Raw genomic sequence first — 14519 nt, forward strand, 5'->3', positions numbered from 1 at the left:
CAATTGCATAACTTTACAAAAGTTATGTGCAAACTTGTCATCATATGACTTGAATTCACAAATCAAAGTGACTATTCTACATGTCAATGACAAGAGTATTGGGATCAAGACGCACCTTCTGTGATGAAGATGACGAAAAAGCTTTGACGTTTATAGAGAGTGTCGCAGATATAACGGCAGTAAAGGAGTACAGAGAACTGATGCACTGCCGTCAGCATCATGCGACATCACGGTATCAGCACTGCCTGAACGTGGCATGGTATTCCTACCTTATGGCAAGAAAAGCCGGACTGGATTATGTCAGCTGTGCCAGAGGCGCCATGTTACATGACTTCTATTTATATGACTGGCATAAGGGAACACCGCTGCCTGGCAGACACTGCTCTGTACATCCGCGCGTTGCCTTGATGAATGCCGAAAAGTATTTCAAGCTCAACGACATTGAAAAGGACTGCATTGTACACCACATGTGGCCAAATGGAACATCACGCCCGACCACAAAGGAAGGCATGATTATCACCATTGCGGACAAATACTGTGCCGCCTTGGAATTCTGCAGTCATGGTGCTCTGCAGGTTCCTCACTATGTAGCCAAAGCCTATCGCATGATTATGGAATGAGCAGAGCATAAACTCTGCTTTTCTTTTTTGGAATCAAAAGAAAAAGACGATTCTATCCATCTGGACGGAATCGTCTTTATCGTAGGATCTATGCTTATGCAGCTGCCTGTGCCGGCTGTTTATTTGCCGCAATGACAAACGGTGAATAGATTACTACGGATGCCGCAAGACAGATCAACTGTGTCAAAGCACCTGTCAGCTTACCGCCGGAGGACAGGAATCCTAACAATACAGGCGGTGTGGTCCAAGGCGCATCCACAACCATGATCGGGCAGAAGCCAATCTTTGTCAGCACATAGCCAATGACAATCGAGGCAATTGGTGCCATGAAGAACGGAATGGCAAACAGGGGATTCATGACCAGCGGAATGCCGAAGATTACCGGTTCATTGATATCGAAGATGGCACATGGAATGGCCAGCTTTGCAATGGCTTTGTAATCATCTCTCTTGGAGAACAGCATAATCGCAATGACCAGGCCGCCGGTCAGGCCGGAACCTGTGACCGCATAGAAAGATGAATTGAATGCATTACTGATGATGCTGTAACCAGAGGTTGCGGCCACCGAAGCTACCTTATAAGGAATGCCTGTCTGGTTGTAGATAGCCAGGTTTTCAGCACTTGCCTGGGTAAAGAAGGCAGCTGTGACAGCAGACATGACATTGTCACCATGAATGCCAAAGAACCACAGAAGCAATGCCAGGAACGTGACAAGCAGGTAACCTGGCAGACCGGTCATGATCGCTTTCAAAGGCTCCATGATGGCAGCCATGAGATCAAAGATATTGGTGCCGATGACCGTGTTGAAGATAAAGCCAACTACAGATACGACCAGAATACAGATCGCAACCGGGAACAGTACGGCAAACGATGCACTGACATTGGGCGGTACGGAATCCGGCAGCTTGATGGTAACCTTGCCGGAGTTAACCAGTTTGACATACAGCAGGGTTACCAGAATACCTACCAAAAGACCTACGAATAATGCATTGGCATCGGTGAAGGACTGCAGAACACCTGCACCAGCTGAAAGCGATATTTCTGTGCTTTCAGAGGCACCTTTGGCAAGCTGCAGTGCACCGTTGCTTGCCGTAACGACGTCGGCAGCAGTTGATTGTGCAGTGATGGAAGTGTTCATCAGTGTAACAAGGGAAGAAATAGCCAGCACCGGCACCGTCTTGTCACCATGACGGCCCAGGTTTTCGGCATAATGCATTGCGGTAAGCACACAGACATTGACCGCCATGAAATTCATGCAGCCATAGTTTGCAGTAGTGGCAATCGGGGTGAGATACTCCAACCATGACAGGCCGGGAATGTTTGCGATTGAAAGATATACTGTCGTAGAACCTGCCGGATCATGATGGAATACTACCCACTGAAACAGTGTGCAGAAAGCACCAACGATGACAATCGGCATGTTGTCGATAAAGGCGTCCTTGATCGCGGACAAAACCTTATTCGACTGCATCTTACCTGCGATGTTGAGGAGCCCATTCATTAACTTCTCATTCATCTTAAGAAGTCTCCTTTCAAGTTACCTATTGTAGATATAACTGAAAGAGGTGACACAGCATTCTTTGAAAAAGTGTTTCAATATAATCGAAAGAGTCATAAAATTATGAAAAAATATGTAAAACAATCAAATCTATAGATGTAAATTGCCAAGTGCGAAAAAATAATACCAGAATCATATTTCGGATTTTCTGTATGCATTTTCGTTTTTTCTCCGCTATCCTGAAGACAGGAGGTGTTTATATGGAAAATCTGTATCACCGTGTCAGTATCCGGAAATATACGAGTCAGCCTGTTAAGAAAGAAGATCTTGTGGAAATTATGCGGGCTGGCATGCAGGCACCAAGTGCCGGCAATCAGCAGCCATGGGAGTTCTATGTTGTTACAGACAAAGAAAAGATTGCAGTATTATCTCAATGTTCACCCTATGCCGGCTGTGCAGCTGGGGCCCCGGCTGTAATTGTGCCGGTTTACCGCACGGATGGGCTGCGCTTTCCTGAATATGCGGACATTGATATGGCAATTGCCCAGGAAAATATGTGGATCATGACCGATGCCCTTGGCCTTGGCGGTGTCTGGCTTGGCATTGCCCCGCTGAAAGACCGCATGGCTGCTGTAAAGAAAGTACTGGATCTGCCGGAGGATGTAGAGCCATTCTCTTTGTTTCCGGTAGGCTATCCTGCTGAAGAAAAAAAGCAGCAGAACCGCTTTGCAGAAAGCAGAATCCACTGGCAGTAAAAAAGGAAGGCTCAACCTTCCTTTTACTTGTCATGTTCAGAAGAACTGCTGTGATAGATTTCCATCTGAATGATGGCTTTGCTGTTATCCGGAGAAATACCAAGGCGCATGGCCAGAACAAGATATGTCTGTCCATCAAGCTTTCCGCACTGCCATACTGGCACATTTGATTCTGCGGCTTTCCTCAGCACCTGCTGGCACAATACCGTCTGCAGCACATTGGTATGCTTGCTCAGGAATTTCTCCATAGCATCAGACAGCCGCAGCATGGTAATACTGCTGCCGGATACTTCCATGACAATTTCCGGAATCATCCTGCCGACGGTAAGGTAATGATTTGCTTCGGTGATGTATGTGGTATTTGCCTTCTGATAATACGGAAGCTGATCCATACGCACATAGTTTGTCCAGAATCTGCTCTTGATCAGATCCTGCCAGGGCATCGGCCTTGCATAATAGAAACCCTGGATGTAATTGCCGCCGCACAGACGGACAAAGGATAACTGTTCACGTGTTTCCACACCTTCCACAACAACTTCCGTGCCCATGGAATGTGACATCTCAATCAATGCCCGGATAATAATGGAAGAACGTGCATTTTCATGGAAGCTGCGCATAAACTCCATATCCAGCTTCACACCATCTACCTTGTAATCCTTCAAGGCACTCAGCGATGACATGTCAGTACCGAAATCATCCAGCCAGATCTGATAGCCCTCTTTCTGCATCACGCGGATGGCATTCTGAATCTTCGGGCTGTCAATAATCGCAGATTCCGTGATCTCAAGACGAAGGGCACGGTGGGGAATCTCATACCTGGAAACAATGCGGTTGATCCTGGCCGGTACATCACATACATCAAAGTCTGTTCTTGAAAGATTGAAGGAGAAGAACAGATTCTCTCTGCGGTCAGCATTCATATCTGCCAGCAGCTGACATCCTTTTTCCAGCATGTAGAAGTCCAGACGATAGGCATCATGGGAATTCTCCAATACCGGCATGAAATCACCTGGTGAAATCATGCCATGTTCCGGATCATTCCAGCGGGACAGCACTTCAAAGCCGCAGGTCTTGCCAGAGGCACCGCCGACAATCGGCTGGAAGTAAGGAACAAAATCACCATTGACGATGGCATCATTGAACTTGGAAAGCACAAACGCTTCCTTCTGCATGCTCTGATACAGCTCTTCATCAAACAGACGGATGGATTGCACCGTCTGATTGCGCAGGGTATCACATGCCGCATGAGCCATATCCACACAGCCGCGCAGATCACTCGTGCCGCTGTCTGCGTGATGCTGGTAAACACCAGCCCGCAGAAAGATGTAATTATGAGGAAGATAACGGGAGATCTCCTGCTGCACCGTTTCAATCCTGTTCTGATCATCCTTTTTCTGGGTCAGCACGAGGAAGTGGTCACTCTCACTTCTGGTAATCAGATCCCCCGGGAAACTCTCCTGCAGCAGCTTTGCCGTCCTGTTCAGCACCTGATCACCCGTTTTGAAACTGTTTGTCTGATTCAGACTCTGGAAACGGTCGATATCAAAGAAGATGATCTTCCAGTCAGGGCTATCCTTGATCACATCTTCGGCATCATGATAGAAGGAAGATAATGACGGCAGGCCGGTAATCCGGTCTTTTTCATTACTGAGGGCATGTTCAGAAGGCTTGATGTAATCCAGAGAGAACGGCCGGCTGACAATCTGATTCTTGCCCAGCGCCTTTGCTTCATACAGGCAGTCATCTGCCTGCTGCAGACAGGAACGAATACTGCGCTCATTCTTCATCTGACCATAGCTGATACCAATGGAAAACGAAGACATCGTGCCATCCGGCATCTTTTTCGCAAAATCCTTCCGAAACTTCTCCATCCGGGACGCAAACTCATCAAATGCCACATTGCGGCTGATCACCAGAAACTCATCACCGCCATAGCGGTAACATTTAATCTTCTCACTCTGTAGATCCTTGATCATACCGTCACCGACATGTTTCAGAAGTGAATCACCATACACATGGCCAAACACATCATTGACCCGCTTGAAATCATCAATGTCCATCATCGCCATGCAGACAAAGGCACCTGTATAGGCAGGAAAGTCCTGCCGCAGAGCACCGCGGCTGTTCAGCTCCGTCAGTGTATCCGTACGATTTTCTTTCACAAGACTGGAATTGGTCCTGGACAGCTGCACCTGCAGCCAGGTTGTCTGGGCAAACCAGATCCGCCGCAATAACATGGTGCCGACGCAGATAAAATAGAAAATACCAAGATCAAACCCATCCTGCCAGGCAACTTCTGTATGCGAAAACAGAAGGCAGCCAAGAGTTGTCGCAATCGAAAAAATGATAATCGGTGCAATGTGCTTTCTGCGGTAAAAGGGCAGAATGGCAACCAGCACCATAACAATGACGAGCTCGAAAAAAAGAGAACTTCCTGTCTGGGTGGAAAACAGGGTCAGACCGGAGAGGAGGGCATTGAGCAGAAAACTGCAATATGTGACATTGAGATTGTGAATGGCACTTTTTTTATCTGTGGCTTCATTGAGGTGGAGAAGATGAACGATATGGAAAGTATTGATAGTCATCAGGATCAGATAGATCAGGATACTGGGGATCTTTGGAAACAGGGCAACATTATCATGAAAGATGAAAAGACCGAAGGTGCCAATGACACCAATCAGGATCAGTGTGGCAGAGACAACGTAGCTGACTCTGATATTATTCTCAGCCGCTGCCATCAATAGCTCCTGACTCTCCATGAATTGTTTCAGGTCTTTGTTTTTACTAAGTCTCAGATAATCTTTGATTGTCCGCGCAGAATTGATCTCCATGGGTCCCTCACCCCCTCCGTATCAAATCAGTGTGCATACAGACCTATTATATAGAAGAAAAGCTGTGCTGGCGAAAATAAAGTATAAGAATTCCTGATAATTTCTAACAAAATGATGCCATCTTAAGAATTGGCAGATTGACAGCAGACTAGTACAGATAATACACTTAGTACAGAAAGTACAGATGAAAGGAGAGTGTATGTTTCTGCTCAATCTGCAAAGCAAAGAACCGATCTATGAACAGATCCAGAATCAGATTCTCCGGTTTATTCAGGCCGGGGTGCTGAGCCCGGGAGACAAGCTTCCCTCTGTCAGACAGCTGGCCCAGGACAATGGGATTAATCCCAATACCGTTGCCAAGGCATACAGCGAACTGGAGAAGACAGGCTGTGTCTACAACGCACCCAAAAAAGGTGTCTATGTCGCAGATGTGAATGTAAAAGATTCACATCATCATCAGATCACGGCAGTACTGGAACCACTCAAGAACATGGGCATTCAGAAACAGGAAATCCTGGATGCACTCGACGAACTGTATGGGGAGGAAGATCATGCTGAAAATTGAAAATCTGTCCAAGTCCTTCGGCCAGAAAGAAGTATTGAAAGATCTTGACCTGGAAGTACAGGATGGCTCGATCTTCGGCCTGGTTGGCATCAATGGTGCCGGCAAGAGTACACTGCTGCGGCTGATCGCCGGTGTATATGAACCGGATGCCGGCCATATCCTGTTCCAGGATGAAGATGTCACACTTGATCCACAGATCCGGAAACAGATCGCCTTTGTGGCCGATGATCAGTATTACCCGATCGGCTCTACGATCCGTTCCATGAAGCTGCTGTATACCTCCATGTATGACTTTGACGAGGACGCCTATCAGAAATATCTGGACCTCTTCCATCTGGATGAAAATGCCGGCATCCTGAATCTTTCCAAAGGCAACAAACGCCGGGTAGCACTGTTGTTTGCCTTCTGCATCCATCCCCGTCTGTTACTGTTGGATGAAGCCTATGACGGTCTGGAGCCGCTGGCAAGACTGAGCGTCAAGAAGGCACTTGCCCGGCTGATCGAAGATGACCATGCCATCGTCATCATCTCTTCCCACAACCTCAAGGAACTGGAAGATATCTGTGATTCCTTCGGTATTCTCGAAGAAGGAAAGATGATGCAGTACGGTGATCTGCTGGCTTCCAAATCCCTGATTAACAAGTATCAGGCTGCTTTTGCAAAGCCAATGACAAAAGAAGACTTCAAGGATTTTGATCTGCTGCATTTCAGCAGTGAGGGCAGAGTCTGCCAGCTGGTGATCAGAGGTGACCGTGAAGAAGTCACTGCAAAGCTGGAAGAAATGCATCCGCTGGTGCTGGATGTACTGCAGGCTAACTTTGAAGAACTGTTTATCTATGAACTGGAAAGCAGAGGTGAAGGCCATGAATAAAAACTATGCGTCTTATCTCTATAAGAGATGGAAGACCGGCTGGCTGTTCTATGGTGTCATGTATGTGCTGATTCCAGCTGCCACTGTACTGCTTGGCTATCGTTCCCGCTATGCATACACGGCAGATGTGGACTATGCAGCCACAGCCACAATGAACGCTGCCAACGTAAAAGCCGCAATGATTCTGATCATGGTCATTGCCATCCTGTCCTGCTATGTCCTGCCGGTATTCATGTTCTCCTATCTGCACAGAAAGCGCAGCGTAGATCTCTTCCTTTCCCTGCCAATCTCACGCAAAGAACAGATCCAGACAGAATTCGGCGTCATGTATGCGGCCATCATGGGCGGTTTCATTGTCTCCAGCCTGATTGCCGGTGCCTGCGGCCTGATGCTGCAGCCAACGCTGATTCACTATGGATTGCGAATGCTTGCCCTGTTTGCACACATGTTCCTGTACATTGGCGTCTTACTGCTGTTCAACAGCATGCTGTATATGATCGCCAATAACATCCTGGACGGCGTCATCATGCTGGGTGCCTATACACTGCTGCCATTTATCATTCAGTTTGTCTGGAATGCCTTTCTGACAAGCATGACAGTCAGCTCGGCATACTTTGGCGGCACGATGACAATCGGACAGTGGCTCTCACCGTTCTATCTTGGCTTCATCAATGCCCAGTACATTGTGGAACCTTCCGCCGTTATGGGTGTGCAGTGGTCCCGCTTCAGCTGGCTGTATGAGGCCATTCTGCTTGGCTATGGCATTCTTGCTTATATCCTGAATCAGAAACTGATGATCCAGAGAAAGGCAGAAAGAGCAGAACAGCTGTCTGACAGTCTGATGGCATATCCATTTGTGGTTCACATCATGCTGTTCCTTGGCTTACTGCTGGTGACAAGCAGTTATGAATCTGATGGCTTTACCGCTGCTTTGATTTATCTGATGATCATGCTGTGTCTGTATGTATCGGCATCGTTCATCTACCGCCGCAGAATCGTATTGAAGCCAAGAATCTTTATCATCTTTATCGCCATGTGCCTGACAACCGGACTGATTTCTGCCGTGGGCTGGAAGACAAGGGGATTTGGCATGATTTATCCGGTAAATCTTTCTAAGAGTCAGAATGTGGAATTCAGCTACAATGCCTTTGTAAACAAGGATGATTTCACAACAAGTCTTGGCGCAGATGATGAACAGACGCTGAATGTTATGTTTGACGGACAGCTGTCCTATGAAGACTGGATGAATAATGCAGAGCTGCAGAAGATCTTCAATACGCATATGGAGGAAAGCATCCCGGCAATGTATGAGCAGAAGACAGCTTATATCACCGGTGCTTCGATGACCATCAACAGTATCTCAGGGTCCAGATCATCAGGATACAGCACATCCAATACACATCAGTATGGCCTTCCGGAAGGGAAGTTCCTGTCACTGGAGGAATTGAAGACCATTTCGAAGTATATTGAGGTGGATGTGACTTCCTATGATGATGGAGAGAGCATGACATTGCAGCAGTATTTACAGAAAGAAGGGAAATAACCATGTCAATCAGACTTGATGATAAGACCATGAGTGTCAATGCCAATGGCAGACTTGAACATCTGACACCGCATGAATATGGCATTCTTGCCTACCTGATGTCTCATCCCAACCGGACATTTACAGCCGAGGAAATTTACCGCAATGCCTGGAAGGAAGAACCATTTGAGTGCAAACCGATCATTTCGGTGCATATCCGCCACATCCGTGAAAAAATAGAAGCCAATCCCTCACAGCCTTTGTACCTGGATTCGTTCTGGGGTAAGGGATACCGCTATAACGAGCACTGAAACAGAAGAAAATCAGAAATAACAATAAGGAAGAGAGCACACGCTTTCTTCCTTTTCAAATAAAAAGAGATGGTTTGCACCATCTCCCTGGCTAAGCTTAGAGCTTGACGACGTTGGAAGCCTGCGGTCCGCGGTCACTCTGTGTAATATCAAAGCTGACTGCCTGGCCTTCATCCAGAGTCTTGAATCCTTCACCCTGAATGGCAGAATAATGAACGAATACATCCTTGCCATCATCTGTAGTGATGAAGCCATAGCCCTTTTCAGCGTTGAACCATTTTACCTTGCCTGTTGCCATAATACTTTTGAATCTCCTATCTTTCTAATGTATCCCCGCATTGTCATTTTTGATGTACATACTTAGAATACAAAAGTACATTAGCACGTCTGCCATCCTCGCGCAAGAAGAAAGCGGAAGGACCAGAGAGAATTTGACAATGAAAATATCAAGAGCTGAAAATGACTGTCAGCAGGTAAGCAAATCTGAATTTGTCAAATCTGAATTAGGCAAATCCAGATTTGCTAACATGAGCTGTCACATAAAACGGAGTAATTAATTACACCGTGTCTTTCCATCATACCTTGTGATAATACAGGCAAATATCTTTATGTCTGCATCCCTGACTTCTTGATAGTTCCGGATGATCGTTGACAGGATCGCTCTTCGCTGTCTATTGAGAAAAGATGATATGACAGAGGCGGTTTCATGCGGCATGATCTTTGCAAAAGCTGACAGCTCACATATAATAAGAAAGCAAATGCAAGGAAGGGAAGAGTACTTCTGTTCTGATATGAAGCGAGCCGGTGTGTGGTGGAAGGCCGGTATGGATGGCAGAAGGAAGATGGTCCTGGAGCAGGCCGTGTGAATGTTGAGCATGGCACGTTGGCTGCGTTAAAGCGTTGAGTGGTCTGTGATGTGCAGGCAAGATAAAGGTGGTACCGCGTGAAATACGTCCTTTCAACAGGACGCTTTTATTTTATAAGGAGGTGCAGCAGATGAGTGACAAGGGAAAGTACTATATTACAACAGCCATTGCCTATACCAGCGGCAAGCCGCATATTGGCAATGTGTATGAGATTGTTCTGGCAGATGCCATTGCCCGTTATAAGAGACTGACGGGTTATGATGTGCGTTTCCAGACAGGTACGGATGAGCATGGCCAGAAGGTAGAAGAGAAGGCCAAAGCAGCCGGTGTTACCCCGAAGGAATTCGTAGACAAGGTATCCGGCGAGATCAAGGAACAGTTTGATGTCATGAATGTGTCCTATGACAAGTTCATCCGGACAACCGATCCGTATCATGAGAAGCAGGTACAGAAGATTTTCCGCCGTTTCTATGAGCAGGGTGACATTTATAAAGGAAAGTATGAGGGCATGTACTGCCAGGAATGCGAGGCTTTCTATACCAAGAGCCAGCTGACGGAAGATGGCAAGTGCCCGGTATGCGGCCATGATGTCAAGCCGATGGAAGAGGAAGCTTACTTCTTCAAGATGAGCAAGTATGCACCGCGTCTGATCAAGTACATTGAGGACCATCCTGACTTCATCCAGCCGGAGAGCAGAAAGAACGAAATGCTCAACAACTTCCTGAAACCTGGTCTGCAGGATCTGTGTGTTTCCCGTACAAGTTTCTCCTGGGGCATTCCGGTCGACTTTGATCCCAAGCATGTCATCTATGTCTGGATTGATGCTTTGAGCAACTATATTACCGGACTTGGCTACGATGCGGATGGCAACAGTTCTGAACTGTACAAGAAGTACTGGCCGGCTGATCTGCATCTGATTGGCAAGGACATTGTCCGCTTCCATACCATTTACTGGCCGATCATGTTAATGGCACTGGGTGAGCCGCTGCCGAAGCAGGTCTTTGGACATCCGTGGCTGTTAACCGGTGATGCCAAGATGAGCAAGTCCGCAGGCAATGTCATCTATGCGGATGATCTGGTATCTCTGTTTGGTGTGGATGCTGTGCGTTTCATCATGCTGCATGAGATGCCGTTTGCCCAGGATGGCCATGTTACATACGATCTGATGATTGATCGTATCAACTCTGATCTGGCCAACAATCTTGGCAACCTGGTCAACCGTACACTGTCCATGGAGAACAAGTACTTCAATGGCCTGGTATCCAATCCGCATGATGATGAACCGATCGATGAAGAGCTGAAACAGGCTGTTAGTGATACTGTCCGTCTGGTTAATGCCAAGATGGATGAGCTGCGGGTAGCCGATGCCATCCAGCTGATTCTGGATCTGTTCTCCCGCTGCAACAAGTACATCGATGAAACAATGCCATGGTCTCTGGCCAAGGATCCTAACAAGAGCGGCCGTCTGGCCACTGTGCTGTACAATCTGCTGGAGTCCATCCGTGTGGCTGGTGTACTGCTGAAGGCATATCTGCCGGATACAGCTGACAAGATTCTCAAGAGCCTGAATACTGCACATACAGACTATGATTCCATCCAGAGCTTTGGACAGCTGGAAACCGGTATTACGATCACGGATCATCCGGAAATTCTGTTTGCCCGTCTGAATGAGAAGGAAGTCATGGCCAAGGTGGATGTGATCAATGCCCGCATTGCCAAGGAAAGAGCTGTACAGGCTGACAAGAAACAGGAAGTTACAGTGGATGACTTTGACAAGTTGGATCTGCGGGTTGGACGGGTTGTATCCTGTGAGCATCATCCGAATGCCGACAAGCTGTATGTCCTGCAGGTAGATCTTGGTGAGGATAAGCCAAGACAGATTGTGTCCGGTCTGGCAAGCTCCTATACACCTGGTCAGGTCATTGGCAAGAACATTGTCGTGATTGCCAACCTGAAACCGCATGTGTTCCGCGGTGTGGAAAGCAGGGGCATGCTGCTGGCGGGAAAGAACGACAAGGAAATTGCCGTTGTTGAAGTAAACGGTCTCAAACCGGGAACGAAAATCTGTTAAAGTAAGAGGAGATGTGAAAACATCTCCTTTTTGAGGTTATTGTTGATATGAATAAGAGATATGCACTTGTTGTAAGACCAGATGAGACTTCTGCCAGAATTGCGGACCAGTTAAGAAAAAGACTGGCTGTATTTGGCTGCGTGGAAGATGAACACATGCCGGAAACGATCTTTGTAATTGGCGGGGATGGCACGTTCATCTATGCCGTGCATGAATATATGCCGCATCTGAATGAAGTGCGTTTCTATGGCATTCATACCGGTACCCTGGGTTTCTATACCGATTATCGTGATACGGATCTGGATGCTTTTGTGGATGCCTACGTCAATGACAAATGCACAGAAGTCAGATATCCCATTCTCAGTGCTCACTATGATGGCCATGAAGTACATGGTATCAATGAGATCCGGATTGAGAATGCATCAAGGACACAGGTGATGGAAATCTATGTCAATGGCCGTAAATTTGAAGATTTCCGGGGCACCGGTATCTGTGTATGCACACAGCTTGGCTCGACTGCCTATAACCGTTCTTTAGGCGGAGCAGTCATCCAGGAGGGCCTGCGCTTTATTGAAATGACCGAGATTGCCGGTATTCATCATGTGAAGTACAGGTCGCTTGGTTCACCAATTGTGATGTGCGAGGATACCGAGCTGCGCTTTGATTCGGAAAGCTTTGATCATGCCCTGCTGGGGGTTGATTCAGATGTTTTGCCATTGGATGGTGTCAAAAGCATCACCATGCACACATCCAAAGATCTGTGGGTGCGGATGTTACGGGGCAGATCGGTGAGCTATTTTGACAGATTGAAGAGTCTGTTCTGAAAGGAGGAAAGTGACAATGCAGAAAATATGGCATTCGTTCTATGAACTGCTGAAGACACCGCTGGAGATCATGCTGGTGGGGTATGTCTTTCTTGGCATTGGCAATCTGCTTGTCAATCCTGCTTTCAGTACACTCTACAGCGTACATACCGGCTGGCCGACAACGGCAGCTATGATTCTGGCTCGAACCGGCTCCTTTCTGATCGTCAACTTTCCACTGCTGTTTCTTATCAGAATCGTATCAAGAAGATCATCTTCCTATACAACCATCCTGGCAGCTATTGGCGGCTATGCGGCATTCCTTTCTGCAACCATGGTGCTGCACAGCAATAGTCTGCCTGCCAGCGCCTACTCTTCCATTCTTGGCATCTCGATGTCACAGAGCGTGAAGTATTCCAGTCAGACCGTTACGATCTATCCACTGCAGACAGGCGTGATTGCCATGGTCATTGTGGCCGCAGCCACGATCTTCTGTTTCCGGCATACAAAGAATGTACCGGAACAGGGCAGCCACTTCTCATTCAGCTCAGTTGTCTTTTTCAAGACGGTACTGCTGAGTGCAGCAGGAGGCATTCTGATTGCTTTGATCTGGCCATATCTTGTGACGGTGATAAACAAGGGCATCAGTTTCCTTGCCAGTGATACAAGTTCTTCGGTCATGCTTGGCTTCTATGGTGTGCTGGACAGGATCTTTGGTGTATTGAATCTTGGTACCTTGTTCCGCACGCCGTTCTGGTACAGTACGCAGGGTGGTTCCTGGGTGAGTGCAGCCGGCACCAACATCACCGGCGATGCCAGTGTATGGACAGCTCAGTATGCAGCAGGATCACTCAATGGCATGGCCGGCAGATACTTCACGCCGTATTACATCCTGAATCTCTTCGCCATTCCGGGTCTGCTGTGGGGTACGTTATCATTGACAACAGACAGAGCCAAACGGCGCCGTCAAAGCCTGCTGGTCTTCCTGCTGACAATTGTCTCATTGTTCTCAGGTATTCTATTACCGGTAGAAATTGCCATGTTACTGGTGGCACCGCTGCTGTTTGTCATTCATCTTGGTCTGACAGGAATCCTGTTTGCATTACTGCAGGGATTACATATCTATCTTGGCTATTACACAACATCTTCACTGACGATGACAGCACTGCCAGGTACTCTGATGGAACTGCTTGTCTATCTGCAGACAGACAGCCTGAGGTCTTCCATATTAAAACTGGTCATCATTGGCGTCATCTGCTTCATCATCTGGTTTGTGATATCAAGGCTGTATTTCCGCTATCTGGCACTGGATCTTTTCCACAGCGGCAAAGGAAAGCAGACCATTCTGGAAACAGAGAGGGCAGTCGGCGGCCTGTCCAACATCTCCAGGGTGGAAAGCTCCTATGATACCTTGTATATCAGCATCTATGACCACAGCATCATTGATACAGAAAGACTGATCCGACTGGGTGGTGTCAGAGTGCTGGAAACACCGGATGGTGTAGCAGTGACATGTGGTCCGATCAGTACGATGGTGGCCAAAGGCATCAGGGATGGAATCCGCAGCGGTGTCAGAGACACAATATAAATAAGAACTAAGTCAAAATAAGACGATCTTCGGATGGGGCGGAACACCAGCCCGCCCATGGAGATCGTTTTTGTTTGTTCTCACATGGGACATATGTGCTGAAAATTTCCAAAATGTTGATGCAGCATACATTATGGAATTCCAGAATGTTGATCTGAAATACATTTTCGAATATGACCGCATCAGCTATTGCTGGTATTGTGCTTTTATAGCAGCAG

The 14519-nt window shown here is 47.3% G+C and carries 12 protein-coding genes and 1 other annotated feature; of the genes, 9 read left to right on the top strand and 3 right to left on the bottom strand.

From position 1 onward, the window contains the following. The first annotated feature begins 80 nt into the window (after nt 1-80). Nucleotides 81-620, top strand: coding sequence for an HD domain-containing protein (locus SOI44_RS01000; RefSeq protein ID WP_331347389.1), 540 nt, complete (start codon nt 81-83; stop codon nt 618-620). 94 nt (nt 621-714) lie between these two features. Here SOI44_RS01000 and SOI44_RS01005 read toward each other — a convergent pair whose 3' ends face one another. Next, a complete protein-coding gene (locus tag SOI44_RS01005; protein WP_331347390.1) occupies nt 715-2136 on the bottom strand; it encodes a PTS sugar transporter subunit IIC in 1422 nt (473 codons plus the stop codon). Between the two features lie 242 nt (nt 2137-2378). Here SOI44_RS01005 and SOI44_RS01010 point away from each other — a divergent pair, with 242 nt between their 5' ends. Continuing rightward, nucleotides 2379-2873, top strand: a complete 495-nt coding sequence (locus SOI44_RS01010; RefSeq protein WP_331347391.1) for a nitroreductase family protein — start codon at nt 2379-2381, stop codon at nt 2871-2873. Nucleotides 2874-2896: 23 nt separating this feature from the next. Here the strand turns inward: SOI44_RS01010 and SOI44_RS01015 are convergent, their stop codons facing one another. Then, nucleotides 2897-5704 (bottom strand): bifunctional diguanylate cyclase/phosphodiesterase, encoded by a 2808-nt coding sequence (locus SOI44_RS01015; protein WP_331347392.1) that lies wholly within the window; start codon nt 5702-5704, stop codon nt 2897-2899. Nucleotides 5705-5903: 199 nt separating this feature from the next. Between SOI44_RS01015 and SOI44_RS01020 the strand changes: the two genes are divergently transcribed. From SOI44_RS01020 to SOI44_RS01035, 4 genes are read left to right on the top strand one after another with little or no spacing between them, the layout of a single operon-like run. Further along, a complete protein-coding gene (locus tag SOI44_RS01020; protein WP_331347393.1) occupies nt 5904-6269 on the top strand; it encodes a GntR family transcriptional regulator in 366 nt (121 codons plus the stop codon). Further along, nucleotides 6256-7140 (top strand): ABC transporter ATP-binding protein, encoded by an 885-nt coding sequence (locus SOI44_RS01025; RefSeq protein WP_331347394.1) that lies wholly within the window; start codon nt 6256-6258, stop codon nt 7138-7140. The genes SOI44_RS01020 and SOI44_RS01025 overlap by 14 nt, the downstream gene beginning before the upstream one ends. After that, a complete protein-coding gene (locus SOI44_RS01030) occupies nt 7106-8683 on the top strand; it encodes a hypothetical protein (RefSeq protein ID WP_331347395.1) in 1578 nt (525 codons plus the stop codon). The genes SOI44_RS01025 and SOI44_RS01030 overlap by 35 nt, the downstream gene beginning before the upstream one ends. A gap of 2 nt (nt 8684-8685) precedes the next feature. Beyond that, on the top strand, nt 8686-8973 hold the full coding sequence (locus SOI44_RS01035; protein WP_331347396.1) for a winged helix-turn-helix domain-containing protein: 288 nt from the start codon (nt 8686-8688) through the stop codon (nt 8971-8973). Between the two features lie 97 nt (nt 8974-9070). Here the strand turns inward: SOI44_RS01035 and SOI44_RS01040 are convergent, their stop codons facing one another. Then, nucleotides 9071-9271, bottom strand: coding sequence for a cold-shock protein (locus tag SOI44_RS01040; protein WP_331347397.1), 201 nt, complete (start codon nt 9269-9271; stop codon nt 9071-9073). A gap of 456 nt (nt 9272-9727) precedes the next feature. Beyond that, nucleotides 9728-9934 (top strand) — a binding site (T-box leader). 35 nt (nt 9935-9969) lie between these two features. On the opposite strand from SOI44_RS01040, the gene metG reads away from it, so the two are divergent. The 3 genes from metG to SOI44_RS01055 are packed head-to-tail and all read left to right on the top strand — an operon-like array spanning nt 9970 to nt 14301. Then, entirely contained in the window at nt 9970-11910 is a 1941-nt protein-coding gene (gene metG, locus SOI44_RS01045; RefSeq protein ID WP_442914573.1) for a methionine--tRNA ligase, read from the top strand. Nucleotides 11911-11957: 47 nt separating this feature from the next. Continuing rightward, nucleotides 11958-12734, top strand: a complete 777-nt coding sequence (locus SOI44_RS01050; protein ID WP_331347398.1) for an NAD kinase — start codon at nt 11958-11960, stop codon at nt 12732-12734. Nucleotides 12735-12750: 16 nt separating this feature from the next. Further along, nucleotides 12751-14301, top strand: a complete 1551-nt coding sequence (locus SOI44_RS01055; RefSeq protein ID WP_331347399.1) for a hypothetical protein — start codon at nt 12751-12753, stop codon at nt 14299-14301. Nucleotides 14302-14519: the final 218 nt, after the last annotated feature.

The sequence above is a fragment of the Lactimicrobium sp. genome (genome assembly GCF_036453465.1).
GTDB lineage: Bacteria > Bacillota_I > Bacilli_A > Erysipelotrichales > Erysipelotrichaceae > Bulleidia.

Coding starts and splice junctions, on each gene's coding strand:
- SOI44_RS01055 (WP_331347399.1), top strand. CDS start 12,751: ATGCAGAAAATATGGCATTCGTTCTATGAACTGCTGAAGACACCGCTG.
- metG (WP_442914573.1), top strand. CDS start 9,970: ATGAGTGACAAGGGAAAGTACTATATTACAACAGCCATTGCCTATACC.
- SOI44_RS01005 (WP_331347390.1), bottom strand. CDS start 2,136: ATGAATGAGAAGTTAATGAATGGGCTCCTCAACATCGCAGGTAAGATG.
- SOI44_RS01000 (WP_331347389.1), top strand. CDS start 81: ATGTCAATGACAAGAGTATTGGGATCAAGACGCACCTTCTGTGATGAA.
- SOI44_RS01030 (WP_331347395.1), top strand. CDS start 7,106: ATGAACTGGAAAGCAGAGGTGAAGGCCATGAATAAAAACTATGCGTCT.
- SOI44_RS01050 (WP_331347398.1), top strand. CDS start 11,958: ATGAATAAGAGATATGCACTTGTTGTAAGACCAGATGAGACTTCTGCC.
- SOI44_RS01010 (WP_331347391.1), top strand. CDS start 2,379: ATGGAAAATCTGTATCACCGTGTCAGTATCCGGAAATATACGAGTCAG.
- SOI44_RS01015 (WP_331347392.1), bottom strand. CDS start 5,704: ATGGAGATCAATTCTGCGCGGACAATCAAAGATTATCTGAGACTTAGT.
- SOI44_RS01040 (WP_331347397.1), bottom strand. CDS start 9,271: ATGGCAACAGGCAAGGTAAAATGGTTCAACGCTGAAAAGGGCTATGGC.
- SOI44_RS01035 (WP_331347396.1), top strand. CDS start 8,686: ATGTCAATCAGACTTGATGATAAGACCATGAGTGTCAATGCCAATGGC.
- SOI44_RS01020 (WP_331347393.1), top strand. CDS start 5,904: ATGTTTCTGCTCAATCTGCAAAGCAAAGAACCGATCTATGAACAGATC.
- SOI44_RS01025 (WP_331347394.1), top strand. CDS start 6,256: ATGCTGAAAATTGAAAATCTGTCCAAGTCCTTCGGCCAGAAAGAAGTA.